Consider the following 15,142-nt stretch of genomic DNA (forward strand, 5'->3'; position numbering starts at 1 on the left):
CGCACCCGGGTTCGTTTACCTCCCGGGGAATTGGATCGACGTCGCGGCGAGCCCAGACTTCGTCGCATGACCAGTTACCCGATCCACACCGCCGACACCGCGCCCGAAGCCGCGAAGGAACCGCTGACCGTTCTGCGGGGAGCGTTCGGGTTCGTCCCGGCCGCGGCCGGTCTGATGGCGAACTCGCCGGCGTTGCTGAACACCTTCTTCGCCGCCTTCGGGCACTTCCGGGGCGGTGGCACCTTCGGCCCGGACGAACGGCAGGTCCTGCTGCTGTCCAACGCCGTCGCGAACGGCAGTGAATGGGCGGTCGCGTTCCACACCCTGGAGTCCCTCGCGGACGGCGTCGAACCGGCCGTCGTCGAGGCCCTGCGCCGCGGCGAACGGCCCGCCGACCCGCGGATGGCGGCGCTGTCCGCGCTCACCCGCGCGTTCATCGGGAAGCGCGGGCACCTCGACGACGCCGACGTGGCGGCGTTCACCGCGGCCGGTTTCACCGAGGAGCAGGTGTTCGAGGTGATCACCGGGGTGGCGATCTCGGCGATGACCAACTACACCGCGAACGCCGCCCGGCCCCCGCTGGAGGCGGCGGTGCGCCCGCACGCGTGGACCGCGGGATACTCGAGCCGTGTCTGAGGTCGGTCCCCTGCTGAAACACTGGCGCGGCGCCCGGCGGCTGAGCCAGCTGGCGCTGGCGTCCGAGGCCGCGGTGTCGATCCGTCACCTGTGCTTCCTCGAGACGGGCCGCGCGAACCCCAGTCGCGCCATGGTCCTGAAGCTCGCCGAGGTGCTCGACGTGCCGCTGCGCGAACGCAACACCTTGCTGCTCAAGGCCGGGTTCGCGCCCGAGTACCCGGAGTCCGGACTGGACGCGCCGTCGCTCGCCGCCGTCCGGGACGCGCTCGACACGATCCTGGCGCAGCAGGAACCGTTCCCGGCCCTGGTGATGGACCGGAGCTGGGACATCCGGCACACCAACACGGCCGCTCGCCGGTTCTTCGCCTTCCTGCAGGACGGGCGGGCGAAGGCGGCGCCCGGCCCGGCGAACGTGCTGCGCCGGATGTTCCACCCGGACGGCGTCCGCCGGCACGTGACGAACTGGCCGGAAGTCGCCGAAGCCCTGGTCCGGCGGGCGCGCCGGGAGGCGATCGGCGGCGTCACCGACGAACGCGCGCAGCGCATCCTCGACGAGGTGCTGGACTACCCCGGGGTGCCGGCGTCGCTGCGGTCGCTCGACGCGGCGACGCCGGTGCTGCCGATCGTCCCGATCCGGTACACGTTCGGGGACCGGCGGTTCGACTACTTCTCCACAGTGACGACGCTGGGGACGCCGCAGGACGTGACGCTGCAGGAGCTGCGCATCGAGTGCTTCTTCCCGATGAACGACGAGACCCGGGAACAGGCGCGCCGGCTCGGGTCGTGAGTGTTCGGGGCGGTTCTGGCGGAGCTGCGGTTGCCGACCTGCGCCTCGTACTGGTCGTGGCCCTTGCGGGACGGTCGACACGCCGCGCAGTGGCCAACACGCCGCCCGGAGTGGCCAACACGCCCGGGTGTGTCGACGGCGGGTTCGCCGTCCGCTGAGCCCGGTGGACAAGTGGACAAGTGTCCGCTACCGTCGAAGCAAGCGGACACTTGTCCGTATCACCTTCGAGGAGGCTCTCCATGTCGGACATCGACGGCAAGGTCGTCGCGATCACCGGGGCGAGCGGCGGGATCGGCGAGGCCGTCGCGCGGCTGCTCGCCGAACGCGGGGCGGCGGTCGTGCTGGGGGCGCGCCGGACGGAACGGCTCGAAAACCTCGCCGAGGACATCCGCGGCCAGGGCGGCCGGGCGGTCGTCTGCCCCACCGACGTCACCGTCCGGGAGGATCTCGACCGGCTCGTCGCGCGGGCCGTCGAGGAGTTCGGCCGGCTCGACGTGCTCGTGAGCAACGCCGGCATCAGCAAGATCGGCCCGATGGCGGACCTCGACGTCGACGGCTGGTCGGCGATGATCGACGTCAACCTGCGCGGGGTGCTGCACGGGATCGCCGCGGCGCTGCCGGTGTTCCGGCGCCAGGGCCGCGGGCACCTCGTGACGACGGTGTCGACGGCCGGCCTGAAGATCACACCCACGATGGCGGTCTACGCCGGCACCAAGAACGCTGTCCGCACGCTGCTGGAGGGGCTCCGGCAGGAGTCGACCGACGGCGTGCTGCGGACGACGGCGGTGTCGCCGGGGTTCGTCCGGACCGAGCTCGCCGGTTCGATCGACAACCTCGAGGTGCGCGCGGAGATCCAGCGCGGCATCGACGAGTTCGCCATCGCGCCGGCCGCTGTCGCCCGCGCCGTGGCCTTCGCCATCGAGCAGCCGCACGACGTCGAAATCGGCGAGATCGTCCTCCGCCCGACCGTCCAGGGCTGAGCCCGGGACGGCTGCCCGCCCGAAGCAGCCGTCCCGGGAGGTGCTAGTTCAGCGCGCTGACCTTGCGCTGAACTTCGTTGCGCAGCGGGGAATGCGCGTCGCCGAGCCGGGTCGTGAGGCTGCTGTGCGTGGTGCCCAGCGGGCCGGTGACCGGGTGGACGGCGTCTTCGTCCGGCAGCGGCACCCCGGGACACGTGTTGCTGCCCGGGCGGGAGTTCTTGGTGAGGAACGTGTTCACCATCCCGTCCACGCACGGGTTCCCGGCCAGGGCGTACTGGCCGTGGAACGGCGAGTCGTCCACCGACACCAGCGGGACACCGGCCGCGCGCGAGGCCGCCTTCGCCTGCTCGTAACCGGTCTGCGGGTCGAACTCGCCTTGGACGACCAGCACGTTCTTCGCGGCTTCCGCAGGCAGGTTCGGCAGGACGTGCTGCGGCGCGTCCGACCAGAAACCGCACGGCTCGCTGAGGCCGTAGAGCCAGCCGTACAACGGGTACTGCGGGCCCTGCCGGTCGCTGAGCCGCTTGTACCAGGCGGCTGACTGCGTCGGCTGGTCACCGCACGCCACGGCGTAGCGGGTGCCGGAAACCGCCGTGTAGTCGGGCACGGCGGCCGCGACCTCCGCGGCCGTCAGCTGGGCCGCCGGGACGCCGAAAGCGCTGCGGGACACCGCATCCAGCTCGCCGCTGGGAGCCGCGCCGCCGGGCTCCAGCGAGTTCGCGCCGAGGACCAGCACCAGCACCCCGAGGTACCACTGGAACCGGCTGCCGTTGCCGACGAAGATCCGGTCGAACGAGTCGCCGTCCACGCCTTGGGTCTGGTAGAAGGCGCGGATCCGCTCGATCTTCGCCTTGACCTCGGCGACGCTCGTGCCGAGCTGGTCGCCGTAGCGGCGCACGACCCACGGCAGGTAGACGTCGTCGAACTGACGCTGGTCGATCACCGGGAACGCCTCGAAGTCGGCCTGCAGCCGGCCTTCGAAGTTCACGCTGGAGTCGAGCACGGTCTTCCCGGTGTGCTCCGGGAACAGTGACGCGTACTTCGCGCCGAGCCAGGTTCCGTAGGAGTAGCCGAGGTAGTTCAGCTTCTCGTCGCCCAGGAGCGTGCGGATCAGGTCCATGTCGTGCGCGGTCTGCCACGTCGTGACGTACGGCGTGAGCGCGTTGCTCTGGCACGCTTCGGCGATGGCACGCGGCGACTGCTGGTGCAGCGCGACGCTCTGCGCCGACCGGTCCCGCGCGTCGAGGCCGGTCGGGAGCCGCCCGGTGGGGACCTGGCACCGGAAGCCGTGGTCGTCGCTGCCCTCCCGGCCGGTCCCGCGCGGATCCATGCCGATCAGGTCGTACAGCTGGTTCACCGACGGTTCGAGACCGGCCAGCGCGCCGGCGAGCGAGGTGCCCTGACCGCCCGGCCCGCCGGGGTTGACGAGGATCGCGCCGAGCCGCTGCCCGGTGGCCGCGACACGGCTGATCGAGACCTGCAGGTCGGTGCCCGCGGCGGGGTTCGCCCAGTCGCGCGGCACGGTGACCAGCGCGCACTCGGCCGGTCTGGCGTCGGCCGCGGGCGTGAACGCGCACGCGCCCCAGGTGAGCTGCTGTCCGGTGTAGGGCGCGAGCGGGTCGTCGGCGGCCGCGGCGGGTGTCGCGGCCGCCACGAGGGCCGCGATCGTCACGACCAGTCCGGCTCGGAAACCTGGCATCTTGAGTCCTCCCGAAAGGTGTGGAGGACGCGACCGTGGCACAGGTTCGCGGGGCGGGGATCAACCCGGAGTATCAGATGCGGGCGGGGAGAATCGTACTTTCGGGAAGGTGGGTGATCGGTGTGGTGGACGGTTGTGCGTTCTGCGACGTGGTGGCAGGGAGGACGTCGGCGGTCGTGGTGCGGGCCTGGGACGACGTCGTCGCGATCGTGCCGCGCGGGGGCGGGGTGACCGAAGGCCACGTCCTGGTCCTGCCTCGGGTCCACGTCCCGGACGCCGGCACCGATCCCGCGGTCACCGCGGCGGTGATGCGCCGCGCCGCCGAGCTGATGGCCGAGCGGCCCGCCGCGAACCTCATCACCTCGAAGGGCGCGGCCGCCACCCAGACCGTCTTCCACCTGCACGTCCACGTCGTGCCGCGGGCGGCCGGCGACGGCTTGCGGCTTCCCTGGAGCGTGCCGTGAGCATCGACGTCGTGAAGCCGCCCTGGTCGATCCGCGCGAACACCCCACCGGAGATCGGCACCGCCGGCGCGTCCGGGTAGCGGTTACCCGAGTTCCCGCAGCACTTCGCGGACGCGCTCGCGGAGCCACCGGTGCGCCTTGTCGTTCTCGTACCGCTGGTGCCAGCACACCACCAGCGGCGCCGGCGCGGTCGGCATCGGGAGCGGCACGGTCACCAGGCCCAGCGCGTCGATCATCCCCGCGCACATGCGTTCGGGCACGGCCACGACGCACTCGCCGAGCCGCACGACGCTCAGCGCCGACGTGGTGGTCGGGGTCGTCGCGACGACCCGGCGTTCGAGACCGTGCTCGGCCAGGACGTCGTCCATCGGGTCGTGGAGCCGGCCGCGCCGGGTGATCCGCAGGTGCAACGCCTCGGCGTAGCGGCGCAAGGTCGGTTTTCGCGTGGCGAAAGGATGATCGGGCGCTACGGCCAGCACCAGCCGGTCCTCGAAGAAGGTCTCCGACCGGATCTCGGGCGACTCCGGCGCCGCGCTGCCGAGCTCCAGGTCGACCTGGCCGCGGCGCAGTTCCTGGGTGTCCGCCCGGCCTTCCGCGAGCAGCCGCAGCCGGGCGTTCGGCGCGTCGCGGTGGACCGCCGCGATGAGCCGGGGGCCCAGCGCGGTGGTGATCGCGTCGTGGCAGGTCAGCGTGAAGACCCGGTCGAGCGCGGCGAGGTCGAGCTCGCGGTCGGGCGCGAGCACGCTTTCGGCCTGCTGCACCAGATCGCGGACCTGCGCCCGGATCTCGAGCGCGTACGGCGTCGGGGTCATCGTCCGGCCCGTCCGGACGAGGATCTGGTCCCCGGTCGTCTTGCGGATCCGGCCGAGCGTCCGGCTCATCGCCGGCGACGACAGGTGCAGGCGGTCCGCGGCCGCGGCGACGCTGCCCTCCTCGAGCAGCGCGTCCAGCGCCGTCAGGAGGTTCAGGTCCAGGTACATGCCGCGGATCGTACGGCGGTTCAGGCCGGGTCGCGGACCGGGAGGACCCACCAGCGCAGTGCCGCGAACCGGCCGATCCCGCCGGTGGTGCCGATCAGCACGACGGCGAGCCCTTCCAGCAGCGGGCCCGGGTCGGGCACGAGCAGCGGGAGCACGAGCAGCCCGGCCGAGGTGGCCCCGCTGGACCACACCCAGCTCGCCAGGTTCTGCACGGTCTTGCGGCCGGGCACCGCCGTCGTGTCGGGGAAGGTGAACCGCCGGTGCAGTTCGGTGCCGGCGAAGGTGGTCACGGCGGTGGCGACCAGGTTGGCGGGCACCGGGGCGAGTGTGGTCCGCAGCAGCCAGTAGACGACGAAGTTCCCGGCCGTGACGGCCGAGCCGACCAGGACGAACCGCGCTCCTTGCCCGAGGAGCCGGCGCGTGGGTTCGGTCATGATCCGATCGTGCGCGGGACCGCGCCGCCCGGTCGTCTTCTCGACGCGGCTGTGGAGTGCGTCTGGGTAAATCAACGAGTGCAAAGCATTCATTTGAAGTCATCGGCAGTTCTGCCTACGGTCGGAGACAACAGCTTCTTCCCCTTGGCAGAACAGGAACATCATGACCGTTCAGGAGAACACGATCGAGGACGCCGCGGTGCTCGAGGCCGCCATCGCCGCCGTGCGGGACGCCGGTCGCCGCCTGCTGGCGCGGTACTCCGAAGACGCCCGCCCCGCCGATCGCGCCGGTCTGCTCGCCGCGGCCGAGGCGAACGAACGGACCTCGAACGACGAGCTGCGGAGCGCGCTCGCCGCGGCCCGGCCGCAAGCGAAGTGGCTGACCGACGAGCTGGAGACCACCGAGCTGCCGCCGGGCGAGTGGTGGGCCGTGGACGCGGTCGAGGGCAACGTCAACCACGTGCACGGGCTGCCGGAGTGGTGCGTCAGCGCGACCCTGCTCCGCGACGGCGTCCCGGTGCTCGCCGCCGTGTACCAGCCCGTCCCCGGCGTCGTGCACAGCGCGGTCCGCGGCGGCGGCGCGTTCGCGAACGGCCGGCCCCTGCGCGTCTCCGTCAAGGCCGACCTCGGGGCCGCCGTCGCCACCACGGGTCAGGCCGAAGCCGGCCAGAGTGACACCTACCGGCGCATCGGCGAGTCGATCACGGCGATGCTCGGCGCCGCGCTGCTGGTCCGCGCGACCGTGCCCTCGACGTTCCCGCTGCTGCTCGTCGCCGCCGGGCACGCCGACCTCTTCTGGCAGTACCGGCCCACGCTGCCCGGCGTCGCCGCCGGCGCCCTGCTTATCACCGAGGCGGGCGGGACCGTGACCGACCTCGCCGGACAGCCGTGGCGGCCCGGCAGCGCCGACATCCTCGCCAGCGCGCCCGCGCTCCACGCCGCGGCGCTGGCCACTCTGTCCACAGTGAACTGAAGGGAACCACCATGGAACTCACGATTCTCGGCGCCACCGGCGCCACCGGGACCGAACTCGTGCGGCAGGGCCTGGAGCGCGGGCACACCGTCACCGCCGTCGCCCGCGACCCGGACCGGATCACGCTGCCGCCGTCCGGCCGGCTGAAACGCGTCGCGGGCGACGTCCTCGACCCGGACTCCATCGGCCGCGCGCTCAAGGGCGCCCGGATCGTCCTGTCCGGACTGGGGATCACCGGCGCGCCCGGCGTGCTGACGGCGGGCGCCCGCGCGGCCGTCGAGGCCGGACCGGACTTCGTCGTCTGGCTCGCGGCTTTCGGCACCGGCGATTCGGCGCCGCACGCGGGCGCGTTCACCCGCGGGCTGCTGAAGACGTTCATGCGGAAGGAGCTGCCGGACCGCACCGCGGCGGACGCGATCGTGCTCGGGGGTGGCGGCACGGTGTTCCACGCCGGGCCCTTGTCCGACGGGGAGCTGAGCCCGACCCGGCGCACGGTCCCGCTGGAATCCGCGCCGCGGCGGTTCTTCCCCGCGCGTGTCAGCCGCGCGACGGTGGCGGCCGCGATGCTCGACGAGGCCGAACACCAGCGCTACGGCGGTGGCATCGCCGTCCCGCTGGAGCGGTGAGCGCCGTGGACATCACACTCTTCGACTACGAGGCCATCGTCGACCGCGCCCCCGTGCGCTGGCCCGGCGACGCCCGCGTGGCGTTCTACGTGGGCCTCAACATCGAGCACTTCTCCGTCGACCGCCCATCGGTCAGCTTCAACGAAGCGACGTCGAAGCTGGTGCCGGACCCGATGAACTACGGCTGGCGCGACTACGGCGCCCGCGTCGGGATCTGGCGGCTCATCGACGTCCTGGACCGGCAGGGGATCCGGGCCAGCGCGCTGCTGAACTCCGACGCGGGCGAGCGGTACCCGCGGATCGTCGAAGCGGGCCGGGAACGCGGCTGGGCCTGGCTCGCCCACGGCAGGTCGAACTCGATCCCGCAGACCGGGATGGCCGAGGACGAGGAACGCGCGTTCCTCGCCGGAATCCTCGACAGCATCGAGAAGACGACCGGCCGGCGGCCGCGCGGATGGCTCTCACCGGGGCTGACCGAGACGTTCGCCACCCCGCGGCTGCTCGCCGAGCTCGGCGTCGGCTACCTGCTCGACTGGACCAACGACGACCAGCCGTACGCGCTGAACGTCCCCGGCCTGCGGTCCGTGCCGTACACCCTCGAACTCGCCGACACCCACCTGTTCCACCTCAAGAGCATGACGGGGCCCGACTACGTCCAGGTCGTGCGGGACCAGTTCGACCAGCTCTACGCGGACTCGGCGGCCGGCGGGCGGGTGATGGCGTTGTCGCTGCACCCGTACGTCTCGGGGCAGGCGTTCCGGGTGAAGTACGTCGAACAGGCGCTGGCGTACATCGTCAACCACCCCGGCGTGTGGGTGACGACCAGCGACGAGATCGCCGCGCACCGGTAGGGCCCGCACCACCGGGAGAACTCCCGCCGGCGGAGCCGCTGGCCGCGGGTACCCGGCACCCGGGGCTGTCAGCCCGTGAGGGCCTGCGTGCCGAGGACGGTGATCAGCGCGAGGCGTTCGGCGTCTTCGGTGCCGGGTTCGGCCGTGTAGAGCATGACGCGCTGGTCGCTGCCGGCCACGGTGAGCGTGTCGCAGTCCAGCGTCACCGGTCCCGCGTGCGGGTGATCGACGATCTTGCGGGCCGACTCGTGGTGGCCCACCGCGCCGGAGTCCCAGAGCTCGCCGAACCGGTCGCTGTGCGCGCGCAGCTCGGCGACCAGCCGTCGCAGGCCGCGGTCGGCGGGGTAGCGGCCGGCGGCGGCCCGCAGGTCGGCGACCAGCATGGCTTCCATGGCGCGCTGCGACTCCGGCGTGTGCCGGACCCGGGTGCCGGGGCCGATCAGGTTGCGCCACACGGCGTTGCGCTCGTGCCCGCGCCACCCGGACGGGTCACCCAGCAACGCCGCGTACGGCGGGTTCGCGACCAAGAGCGTCCAGGCCGCGTCGTAGACGGCGACGGGTGTCCCGGTGAGCCGGTCGAGCAGGCGCTGGACGCTCGGGGTGAGGTACGCGGGCACGGAGTCGGGGCCGGGTGGCGTGAGCCCGGCCAGGTGGAACAGGTGCTCGCGCTCGGCCCGCGACAGGCGCAGGGCCCGCGCCAGGGTTTCGACGACCTGCGCCGAGGGGTTGGACGCGCGGCCCTGTTCGAGGCGGGTGATGTAGTCGGCGGAGATCCCGGCCAGCAGGGCCAGCTCCTCACGCCGCAGCCCGGCCGCGCGCCGGTGGCCGCCGGAGGGCAGCCCGACGGTGTCCGGCGCGACCCGGTCACGCCAGCGCCGCACCGCTTGCCCGAATTCCGCGTCCGCCATGGGCTCCAGTGTGCGCCGCCGGCGTCGGATGTGCCTGGTACCAGCGGTCCCAGGAAGACCGGACGACTGGTAGCCCGCGCCGGTCCCGGTGAACCTGGATCCCATGACACTCACCGAATCCCCGGTCTGGTTCATCACCGGCTGCTCCACCGGCCTCGGCCGCGCGCTCGCCACCCACGTCCTGGAACGCGGGTGGCGCGCGGCGGTCACCGCCCGCGATCCGCGGACGGTCGCGGACCTCGTCGGCCGCCACGGCGATCGCGCGGTCGCCCTCACCCTCGACGTCACGAACCCCGCGCAGGTCACCGCCGCGGTCCAGCGCGCCGAAGAGACGTTCGGCCGGATCGACGTCCTGGTCAACAACGCCGGTCACGGCTACCTGGCCGCCGTCGAAGAAGGCGACGACGCCGAGGTGCGCGCGCTGTTCGACACCAACGTCTTCGGGCTCGCCGAGGTGACCAAGGCGGTGCTGCCGGGTATGCGGTCCCGTCGCGCGGGGCACGTCGTCAACGTCTCTTCGCTCGGCGGGCTGGCCGGTTTCGGGGCCACGGGCTACTACCACGCGACGAAGTTCGCCGTGGAAGGCTTGTCGGAGTCCCTGGCCGCCGAAGTGGCGCCGCTGGGCATCGGCGTGACCATCGTGGAGCCCGGCGCGTTCCGGACGAACTGGTCCGGCCCGTCGATGAAGCAGTCCCCGATCCGCATCGACGACTACGCCGGGACGGCGGGCAAGCGCCGTGAGGCGACGCTGGCCACGTACGGCAGCCAGCCCGGCGATCCGGCTCGCGCCGCTGAGGCGATCGTCACCGTGCTGGCGGCCGAGGAGCCGCCGTTGCGGCTGCTCCTCGGTACGGCCGCGCTTCAGGTGGCGTACGGCAAACTCGACTCCCTGCGGCGTGACTTCGAGCGGTGGGAGGACGTCAGCCGGAGCACGGAGCTGTGACGTCCTTTGTGGACTCGGCGATCGCCTGGGCGACCACGTCGGGTCGCGAGAGCGGGACGGCGTGGGACGCGTCGACCTCGGTGACCGCCGAGCCCGCGCGGCCGGCCATCCACCGCTGGGTTTCCGTCGGGATCGACCGGTCCGCCGTCGCGATCACGGCCCAGGACGGCAGCGTCCGCCAGGCGGCCGGCCGGTCGAAGCGCTGGGACAGCGCCGTCGGGTCGAAGGGGCGTTGGGCGGCCGCCAGGACCCGCGCCTCGGCCGGCTCGACGTCGGCGGCATAGGCCGGGGCGAACACCTCGGGCCGCAGGTAGGCCTCCTGGCCGCCGGGGTAGTCGCGGAAGAGCAGGTTGCCGGGGCCGAGCAGGCTGCCGGGGAACTTGCCGTTCAGCTCACCCGCCGTCTCGCCGGCGTCCTGCTGGAACGCGGCGACGAACACGAGCGCCCGCACCGCCGGGGTGAGCGCGTCCGGCGCGGAGATGACCGAGCCCGCGTAGGAGTGGCCGGCGACGACCAGCGGGCCGGGCAGCGTCTCGAGGAACCGGCGCAGGTAAGCGATGTCGCCGTCCAGGGTGCGCAGGGGCAGGGCCGGCGCGATCACCTCGTGGCCGTCGGCTTGCAGGGTCGCGCAGACGTGGCGCCACACCGACGCGCCGGTCAGGGCGCCGTGGACGAGAACGATGGTCTTGGTGGTCATGCCGGAAAGTCTGGGCGCTCGCGTCCCCGTCGAGAAGTGGCAGGACTGCCGTCAAACGCTACGATCCTGCCGTGGCCCGTCACCGGATGGTCGTCCTCCTGCTCGACGAAGTGCTCCCGCTGGACTACGCGATCCCGTTGCACGTCTTCGCGCGGGAGGCGCCGGAGGCCTACGACGTCGTGACCGCCTCGGCGGACGGCCGCCCGGTGCCGGTCGCGGGCGGGACGTCGGTGGTCCCGGACGGCGGCCTCGACCTGCTGCGCAAAGCGGCCACGGTGATCGTGCCCGGCTACGCGGGCGCCGCCGGGCGGGAGCTGCCCGGGGCGGTGGTGCGGGCCGTCGCCGCCGCGCACCGCCGGGGCGCCCGGATGATCTCGATCTGCTCGGGGGCGTTCGCGCTGGCGGCCGCGGGCGTCCTGGACGGCCTGACGGTGACGACGCACTGGTCGCTGTGCGACGACCTCGCGGCCCGCTTCCCGGCGGTGACGGTGGACGGGTCGCTGCTCGTCGCCGAGACTCCGGCGGTGCTCACGTCCGGCGGCGTGACGGCCGGCGTCGACCTCTGCCTGCACGTCCTGCGGACCGACCTCGGCGCCGCGGCGGCCCGCCACGTCTCGCGCCGCATCGTGATGGCCCCGCGCCCGCCGGACGGCCAGCGGCAGTTCGTCGAGAAGAAGGTCGTACCGCCCGGCGACGACGTCATCGCCCGGTCCCAGCAGTGGCTGCTCACGGCGCTGGGGGAGAGCCTGTCGGTACGGGACATGGCCGAGCGGGCCCGCATGTCGGAACGCACGTTCCACCGGCGGTTCCGGGAGCGGACGGGGCTGCCGCCGCTGTCGTGGTTGCGGGAGCAGCGGATCGCGCGGGCGAAGGAGTTGCTGGAGAGTTCGGATCTGCCGGTGGAGGAGATCGCGCGGGCGGTGGGTTTGGGTTCGTCGGCGAATCTGCGGGGGCAGTTCCGTCGCGCCACCAACGTCTCGCCGCGGGAGCATCGGCGGTTGTTCGCGTTCGGTCAGGCGGGTTGAGCCGGTCCGGGGTGAGCACCGTTATGTGGGCGGGTGGCTGCCTGGGTGTGCGGCTCGGTGGGAGGTGCCGCGGCGAGCTTGGTCGCGGGAGCGGCAGATCGCGCGGCGACGGAGTTGCCGGGGGCGTGCGGATTCGTCGGTGGGGGAGGCTGCCCGGCAGGTGGGTTTGGGTTCGGCGGCGAGCTTGCGGGCGCGGTTCCGCCGCGCCGCCGACGTCTCGCCGCGTGAGCATCGGCGGCTGTTCGCGTTTGGTCGCGCTGGCTGAACCGGTCCAACCCGCGCGCCGCAAAGTGGACGGGTTGCTGCCTGGGTGTGCGGCTTGGTGCGGAGGCATCGCGGCTGTCGTGGTTGCGTGCGCGGCGGATCTGCCGATCGAGGAGATTGCCCGGCAGGTGGGTTTGGGTTCGGCGGCGAACTTGCGGGCGCGGTTCCGCCGCGCCGCCGACGTCTCGCCGCAGGAGCACCGGCGGTTGTTCGCGTTCGGTCAAGGCGGCTGAACCGGTCCAGCCCGCGCGCCGCAAAGTGGACCAGCGGCCACCGGCGAGCGCGGCTTAGCGTGGGAACCATGACTGGTGCACCACCGCGGACCAACTCCGTGCTCACGATGCTCGCCTCGCAGACTCCGTCCATTCCGGACGGTGCGCACGTGATGACCGCCACCGTCGAGTTGCCGCCGGGCGACGCCGGGACGCCGCCGCACCGGCACTCCGGGCCCGTCTTCGGGTACATGCTCGAAGGGGAGATGGTGTTCGAGCTGGAAGGTGGGCCCGAACGCGTCATCAAGGCGGGTGAAGCGTTTTGGGAACCCGGCGGCGAAGTGATCCACTACCAAGCGGCGAACCACCTCTCCGACCGGTGGAGCCGGTTCGTCGTGGTGATGATCTGCGCGCCCGGCCAGGAGATGCTGACGTTCGTCAGCCCCGAAGAGCTGGCCGGGCGGAGGCGATGACGCGGATCTTCCTCGCCGGTGCGTCCGGCGCGGTCGGCCGTCGGGTGGTTCCCGCGCTGGTCGCTCAGGGCCACGAGGTCGTCGGCCTGACGCGGCACGCGCCCGCGCGCGTCGAGGCCTTGGGCGCGACCGCGGTTGCCGGCGATGTGTACGACGCCGCCGGACTCGCGGAAGCGGTCCGCGACGCGCGGCCGGACGTCGTGCTGCACCAGCTCACCGACCTCGGCGCCGGCGATCGCGTGGCCAACGCGAAGGTGCGCACGGTCGGCACGCGCAACCTCGTCGACGCGGCTCTCGCCGCGGGCGTGCCGCGGATGGTCGCCCAGAGCATCTCGTGGGCCTACGAGCCGGGGCCCGGACCCGCCACCGAGGACACGCCGCTCGACCTCGGCGCCGCGCCTGACCGGCGTGGCACGGTCGACGGCGTCGCGTCGCTGGAGGCCGCTGTCGCCGAGCTGCCCGAGTGGGTCGTGCTCCGCTACGGCACGCTCTACGGGCCGGGCACCTGGTACGAACCCGGCGCGCTGATGGCGCAGCTCGCCCAGGCCGGAAACCTGCCCGCTACCGGGGATGTCTCCAGTTTTGTGCACGTCGACGACGCCGCCGCGGCCGCCGTCGCGGCCCTGGAGTGGCCGTCGGGCGCGGTCAACGTGGGCGATGACGAGCCCGCGGCGGGCCACGACTGGGTGCCCGTTTTCTGCGTCGCCGTCGGGGCGCCGGAACCGAGGCGGGTCGACGGTGAACGCGCCGGCTGGGCTCGCGGTGCCGACAACGGTCGTGCGCGGAAGCTGGGCTGGGAAGCCTCGACGTCGTGGCGGGACGGGTTCACCAGGGCTTGATCGCGGCGCCGGCGAGCACCTCGGCGAGGGCGTCCAAGGCCGGCCGCCACGCGCTTTGCGGCGGCGTCGCGTAGCCGATGATCAGCCCGGCTTCGGGGCGGTCGGCGGAATGCCAGTAGCCGGCGGTGGTGATTCCCTGCAGCTGCAGGCCCGCCGCGAGACCGGCGTCGAGCACGCGCTTCTCCTCCTGCCGGGACGCGAGCGGCAGGAGCGCGTGCAGCCCCGCCGGGATGCCGTCCAACGGGGCGAGGCGGGCGGCCAGCTCGGCCCGCCGTTTCCGGTAGACCTGGCGGGCCCGGCGGACGTGCCGGTCGTAGTCGCCGCGGTCGAGGAGGTCGGCGATCGCCAGCTGGGCGGGCGCGCCGACCGTGGCGCCGGTGGCGGCGACGGCGTCGAGCACGGGGACGCGGAGCCGGTCCGGCACGACCAGCCAGCCGAGCCGTAGTCCCGGCGCGAGCGATTTGCTGGTGCTGCCGGCGAAAACGACGTGGTCCGGGTCCCCGGCCTGCAGGGCGCCGACGGGGTTCTTGTCGTAGCGGAACTCGCCGTCGTAGTCGTCCTCGATGACGATCCCGCCGTGTTCACGCGCCCAGCCGAGGAACGCGGCCCGCCGGCCCGGGCTCAGCACCACGCCGCGCGGGTGCTGGTGGGCGGGCGTCAGCAGCACGGCGCCGGCGCCGGAAGGGACGGCGGCGCCTTCCGAGTCGACGGCCAGGGGAGTGGTCGCCGGCCCGGCCGCGCGGATCACCGCCCGGTGGTGGGCGAGCCCGGGGTCTTCGGTGCCGATCGTGCGGACACCGGCGCTGTGCAAGGCGCGGGACAGCAGCGCCAATCCGTGCGTGAAGCCGCTGGTGACCACGACGGCTCCGGCGTCCGCGCGGACGCCCCGGGCGCGCGAAAGGTACGTCGCGACGGCCTCGCGCAGGACCTTCAGCCCGGCCGGATCGCTGTAGTCCAGGCTTTCCCGGCTCGCCGCCGCCAGCGTGCGCTTGACGCTGGCCGCCCACAGGGCGCGCGGGAACAGGCCGAGATCCGGCCGTCCCGGGCGCAGGTCGAAGACGGGCCGCGCGGGTGGTTCGGGCCGCCGGGGCGGGTGCCGGGTGTCGGCGACCCAGGTCCCCGACCCGGTCGCGCTGACGAGCCGCCCTTCGGCCACGAGCTGGGCGTACGCCTCGACGACGGTGCCGCGCGCGACGCCGAGATCGCCGGCCAGGGTGCGGGTGCCGGGCAGCTTGGTCCCGGCGGGCAGCCGCCCGGACGTGACGGCTTCCCGCAGCGCCGCTTCGAGGGCCCGGCTGCCGGCCCCGATGTCGAGGTGCAGGTCGACGCCGAGCACGCCCTCACCTCGCTT

Annotated in this window: 18 protein-coding genes; 12 read left to right on the forward strand and 6 right to left on the reverse strand. The window is 73.2% G+C overall.

Going from position 1 to position 15,142, the window contains the following annotated elements; all coding sequences use genetic code 11:
• Positions 1-66: 66 nt before the first annotated feature.
• From OHS18_RS39700 to OHS18_RS39710, 3 genes are all read left to right on the forward strand, one after another.
• The gene (locus OHS18_RS39700) at positions 67-636 is read left to right on the forward strand and encodes a carboxymuconolactone decarboxylase family protein (protein ID WP_328443656.1); all 570 of its coding nucleotides are present in this window, start codon (positions 67-69) and stop codon (positions 634-636) included.
• On the forward strand, positions 629-1,423 hold the full coding sequence (locus OHS18_RS39705) for a helix-turn-helix domain-containing protein (protein ID WP_328443654.1): 795 nt from the start codon (positions 629-631) through the stop codon (positions 1,421-1,423). The genes OHS18_RS39700 and OHS18_RS39705 overlap by 8 nt, the downstream gene beginning before the upstream one ends.
• Positions 1,424-1,662: 239 nt before the next feature.
• A complete protein-coding gene (locus OHS18_RS39710; RefSeq protein ID WP_328614261.1) occupies positions 1,663-2,403 on the forward strand; it encodes an SDR family oxidoreductase in 741 nt (246 codons plus the stop codon).
• Between the two features lie 43 nt (positions 2,404-2,446).
• Here the strand turns inward: OHS18_RS39710 and OHS18_RS39715 are convergent, their stop codons facing one another.
• Complete coding sequence (locus OHS18_RS39715) at positions 2,447-4,102, reverse strand: alpha/beta fold hydrolase (protein WP_328614262.1); 1,656 nt, start codon at positions 4,100-4,102, stop codon at positions 2,447-2,449.
• Positions 4,103-4,251: 149 nt separating this feature from the next.
• Between OHS18_RS39715 and OHS18_RS39720 the strand changes: the two genes are divergently transcribed.
• The gene (locus tag OHS18_RS39720; RefSeq protein WP_328614263.1) at positions 4,252-4,566 is read left to right on the forward strand and encodes an HIT family protein; all 315 of its coding nucleotides are present in this window, start codon (positions 4,252-4,254) and stop codon (positions 4,564-4,566) included.
• 83 nt (positions 4,567-4,649) lie between these two features.
• On the opposite strand, the gene OHS18_RS39725 is transcribed toward OHS18_RS39720, so the two are convergent.
• A complete protein-coding gene (locus OHS18_RS39725; protein WP_328443646.1) occupies positions 4,650-5,546 on the reverse strand; it encodes a LysR family transcriptional regulator in 897 nt (298 codons plus the stop codon).
• Positions 5,547-5,566: 20 nt separating this feature from the next.
• A complete protein-coding gene (locus OHS18_RS39730) occupies positions 5,567-5,980 on the reverse strand; it encodes a GtrA family protein (protein ID WP_328614264.1) in 414 nt (137 codons plus the stop codon).
• Positions 5,981-6,143: 163 nt separating this feature from the next.
• On the opposite strand from OHS18_RS39730, the gene OHS18_RS39735 reads away from it, so the two are divergent.
• The 3 genes from OHS18_RS39735 to OHS18_RS39745 are packed head-to-tail and all read left to right on the forward strand — an operon-like array spanning position 6,144 to position 8,430.
• On the forward strand, positions 6,144-6,953 hold the full coding sequence (locus OHS18_RS39735) for an inositol monophosphatase family protein (RefSeq protein ID WP_328614265.1): 810 nt from the start codon (positions 6,144-6,146) through the stop codon (positions 6,951-6,953).
• Positions 6,954-6,964: 11 nt separating this feature from the next.
• Positions 6,965-7,579, forward strand: a complete 615-nt coding sequence (locus tag OHS18_RS39740) for an NAD(P)-dependent oxidoreductase (RefSeq protein ID WP_328614266.1) — start codon at positions 6,965-6,967, stop codon at positions 7,577-7,579.
• A 5-nt stretch (positions 7,580-7,584) separates the two neighbouring features.
• Positions 7,585-8,430 (forward strand): polysaccharide deacetylase family protein, encoded by an 846-nt coding sequence (locus tag OHS18_RS39745; protein WP_328614267.1) that lies wholly within the window; start codon positions 7,585-7,587, stop codon positions 8,428-8,430.
• Between the two features lie 68 nt (positions 8,431-8,498).
• On the opposite strand, the gene OHS18_RS39750 is transcribed toward OHS18_RS39745, so the two are convergent.
• Positions 8,499-9,338: a helix-turn-helix transcriptional regulator gene (locus OHS18_RS39750; protein ID WP_328614268.1), complete on the reverse strand. Its 840-nt coding sequence runs from the start codon at positions 9,336-9,338 to the stop codon at positions 8,499-8,501.
• A gap of 103 nt (positions 9,339-9,441) precedes the next feature.
• Between OHS18_RS39750 and OHS18_RS39755 the strand changes: the two genes are divergently transcribed.
• Positions 9,442-10,281 (forward strand): oxidoreductase, encoded by an 840-nt coding sequence (locus OHS18_RS39755; protein WP_328443634.1) that lies wholly within the window; start codon positions 9,442-9,444, stop codon positions 10,279-10,281.
• Here OHS18_RS39755 and OHS18_RS39760 read toward each other — a convergent pair.
• On the reverse strand, positions 10,259-10,978 hold the full coding sequence (locus OHS18_RS39760; protein ID WP_328614269.1) for an alpha/beta fold hydrolase: 720 nt from the start codon (positions 10,976-10,978) through the stop codon (positions 10,259-10,261). The genes OHS18_RS39755 and OHS18_RS39760 overlap by 23 nt on opposite strands.
• A 71-nt stretch (positions 10,979-11,049) precedes the next feature.
• On the opposite strand from OHS18_RS39760, the gene OHS18_RS39765 reads away from it, so the two are divergent.
• The 4 genes from OHS18_RS39765 (at position 11,050) to OHS18_RS39780 (ending at position 13,791) form a co-directional block, all read left to right on the forward strand.
• On the forward strand, positions 11,050-12,003 hold the full coding sequence (locus tag OHS18_RS39765) for a GlxA family transcriptional regulator (protein WP_328443630.1): 954 nt from the start codon (positions 11,050-11,052) through the stop codon (positions 12,001-12,003).
• Positions 12,004-12,227: 224 nt separating this feature from the next.
• Positions 12,228-12,500, forward strand: coding sequence for a hypothetical protein (locus OHS18_RS39770; protein WP_328614270.1), 273 nt, complete (start codon positions 12,228-12,230; stop codon positions 12,498-12,500).
• Between the two features lie 68 nt (positions 12,501-12,568).
• The gene (locus OHS18_RS39775) at positions 12,569-12,952 is read left to right on the forward strand and encodes a cupin domain-containing protein (protein WP_328614271.1); all 384 of its coding nucleotides are present in this window, start codon (positions 12,569-12,571) and stop codon (positions 12,950-12,952) included.
• On the forward strand, positions 12,949-13,791 hold the full coding sequence (locus OHS18_RS39780; protein ID WP_328614272.1) for an NAD-dependent epimerase/dehydratase family protein: 843 nt from the start codon (positions 12,949-12,951) through the stop codon (positions 13,789-13,791). The genes OHS18_RS39775 and OHS18_RS39780 overlap by 4 nt, the downstream gene beginning before the upstream one ends.
• On the opposite strand, the gene pdxR is transcribed toward OHS18_RS39780, so the two are convergent.
• Positions 13,778-15,127 (reverse strand): MocR-like pyridoxine biosynthesis transcription factor PdxR, encoded by a 1,350-nt coding sequence (gene pdxR, locus OHS18_RS39785; protein WP_328614273.1) that lies wholly within the window; start codon positions 15,125-15,127, stop codon positions 13,778-13,780. The two genes, OHS18_RS39780 and pdxR, sit on opposite strands and share 14 nt — an antisense overlap.
• Positions 15,128-15,142 lie beyond the last annotated feature (15 nt).

Source organism: Amycolatopsis sp. NBC_00355, from assembly GCF_036104975.1.
Lineage (GTDB): Bacteria > Actinomycetota > Actinomycetes > Mycobacteriales > Pseudonocardiaceae > Amycolatopsis.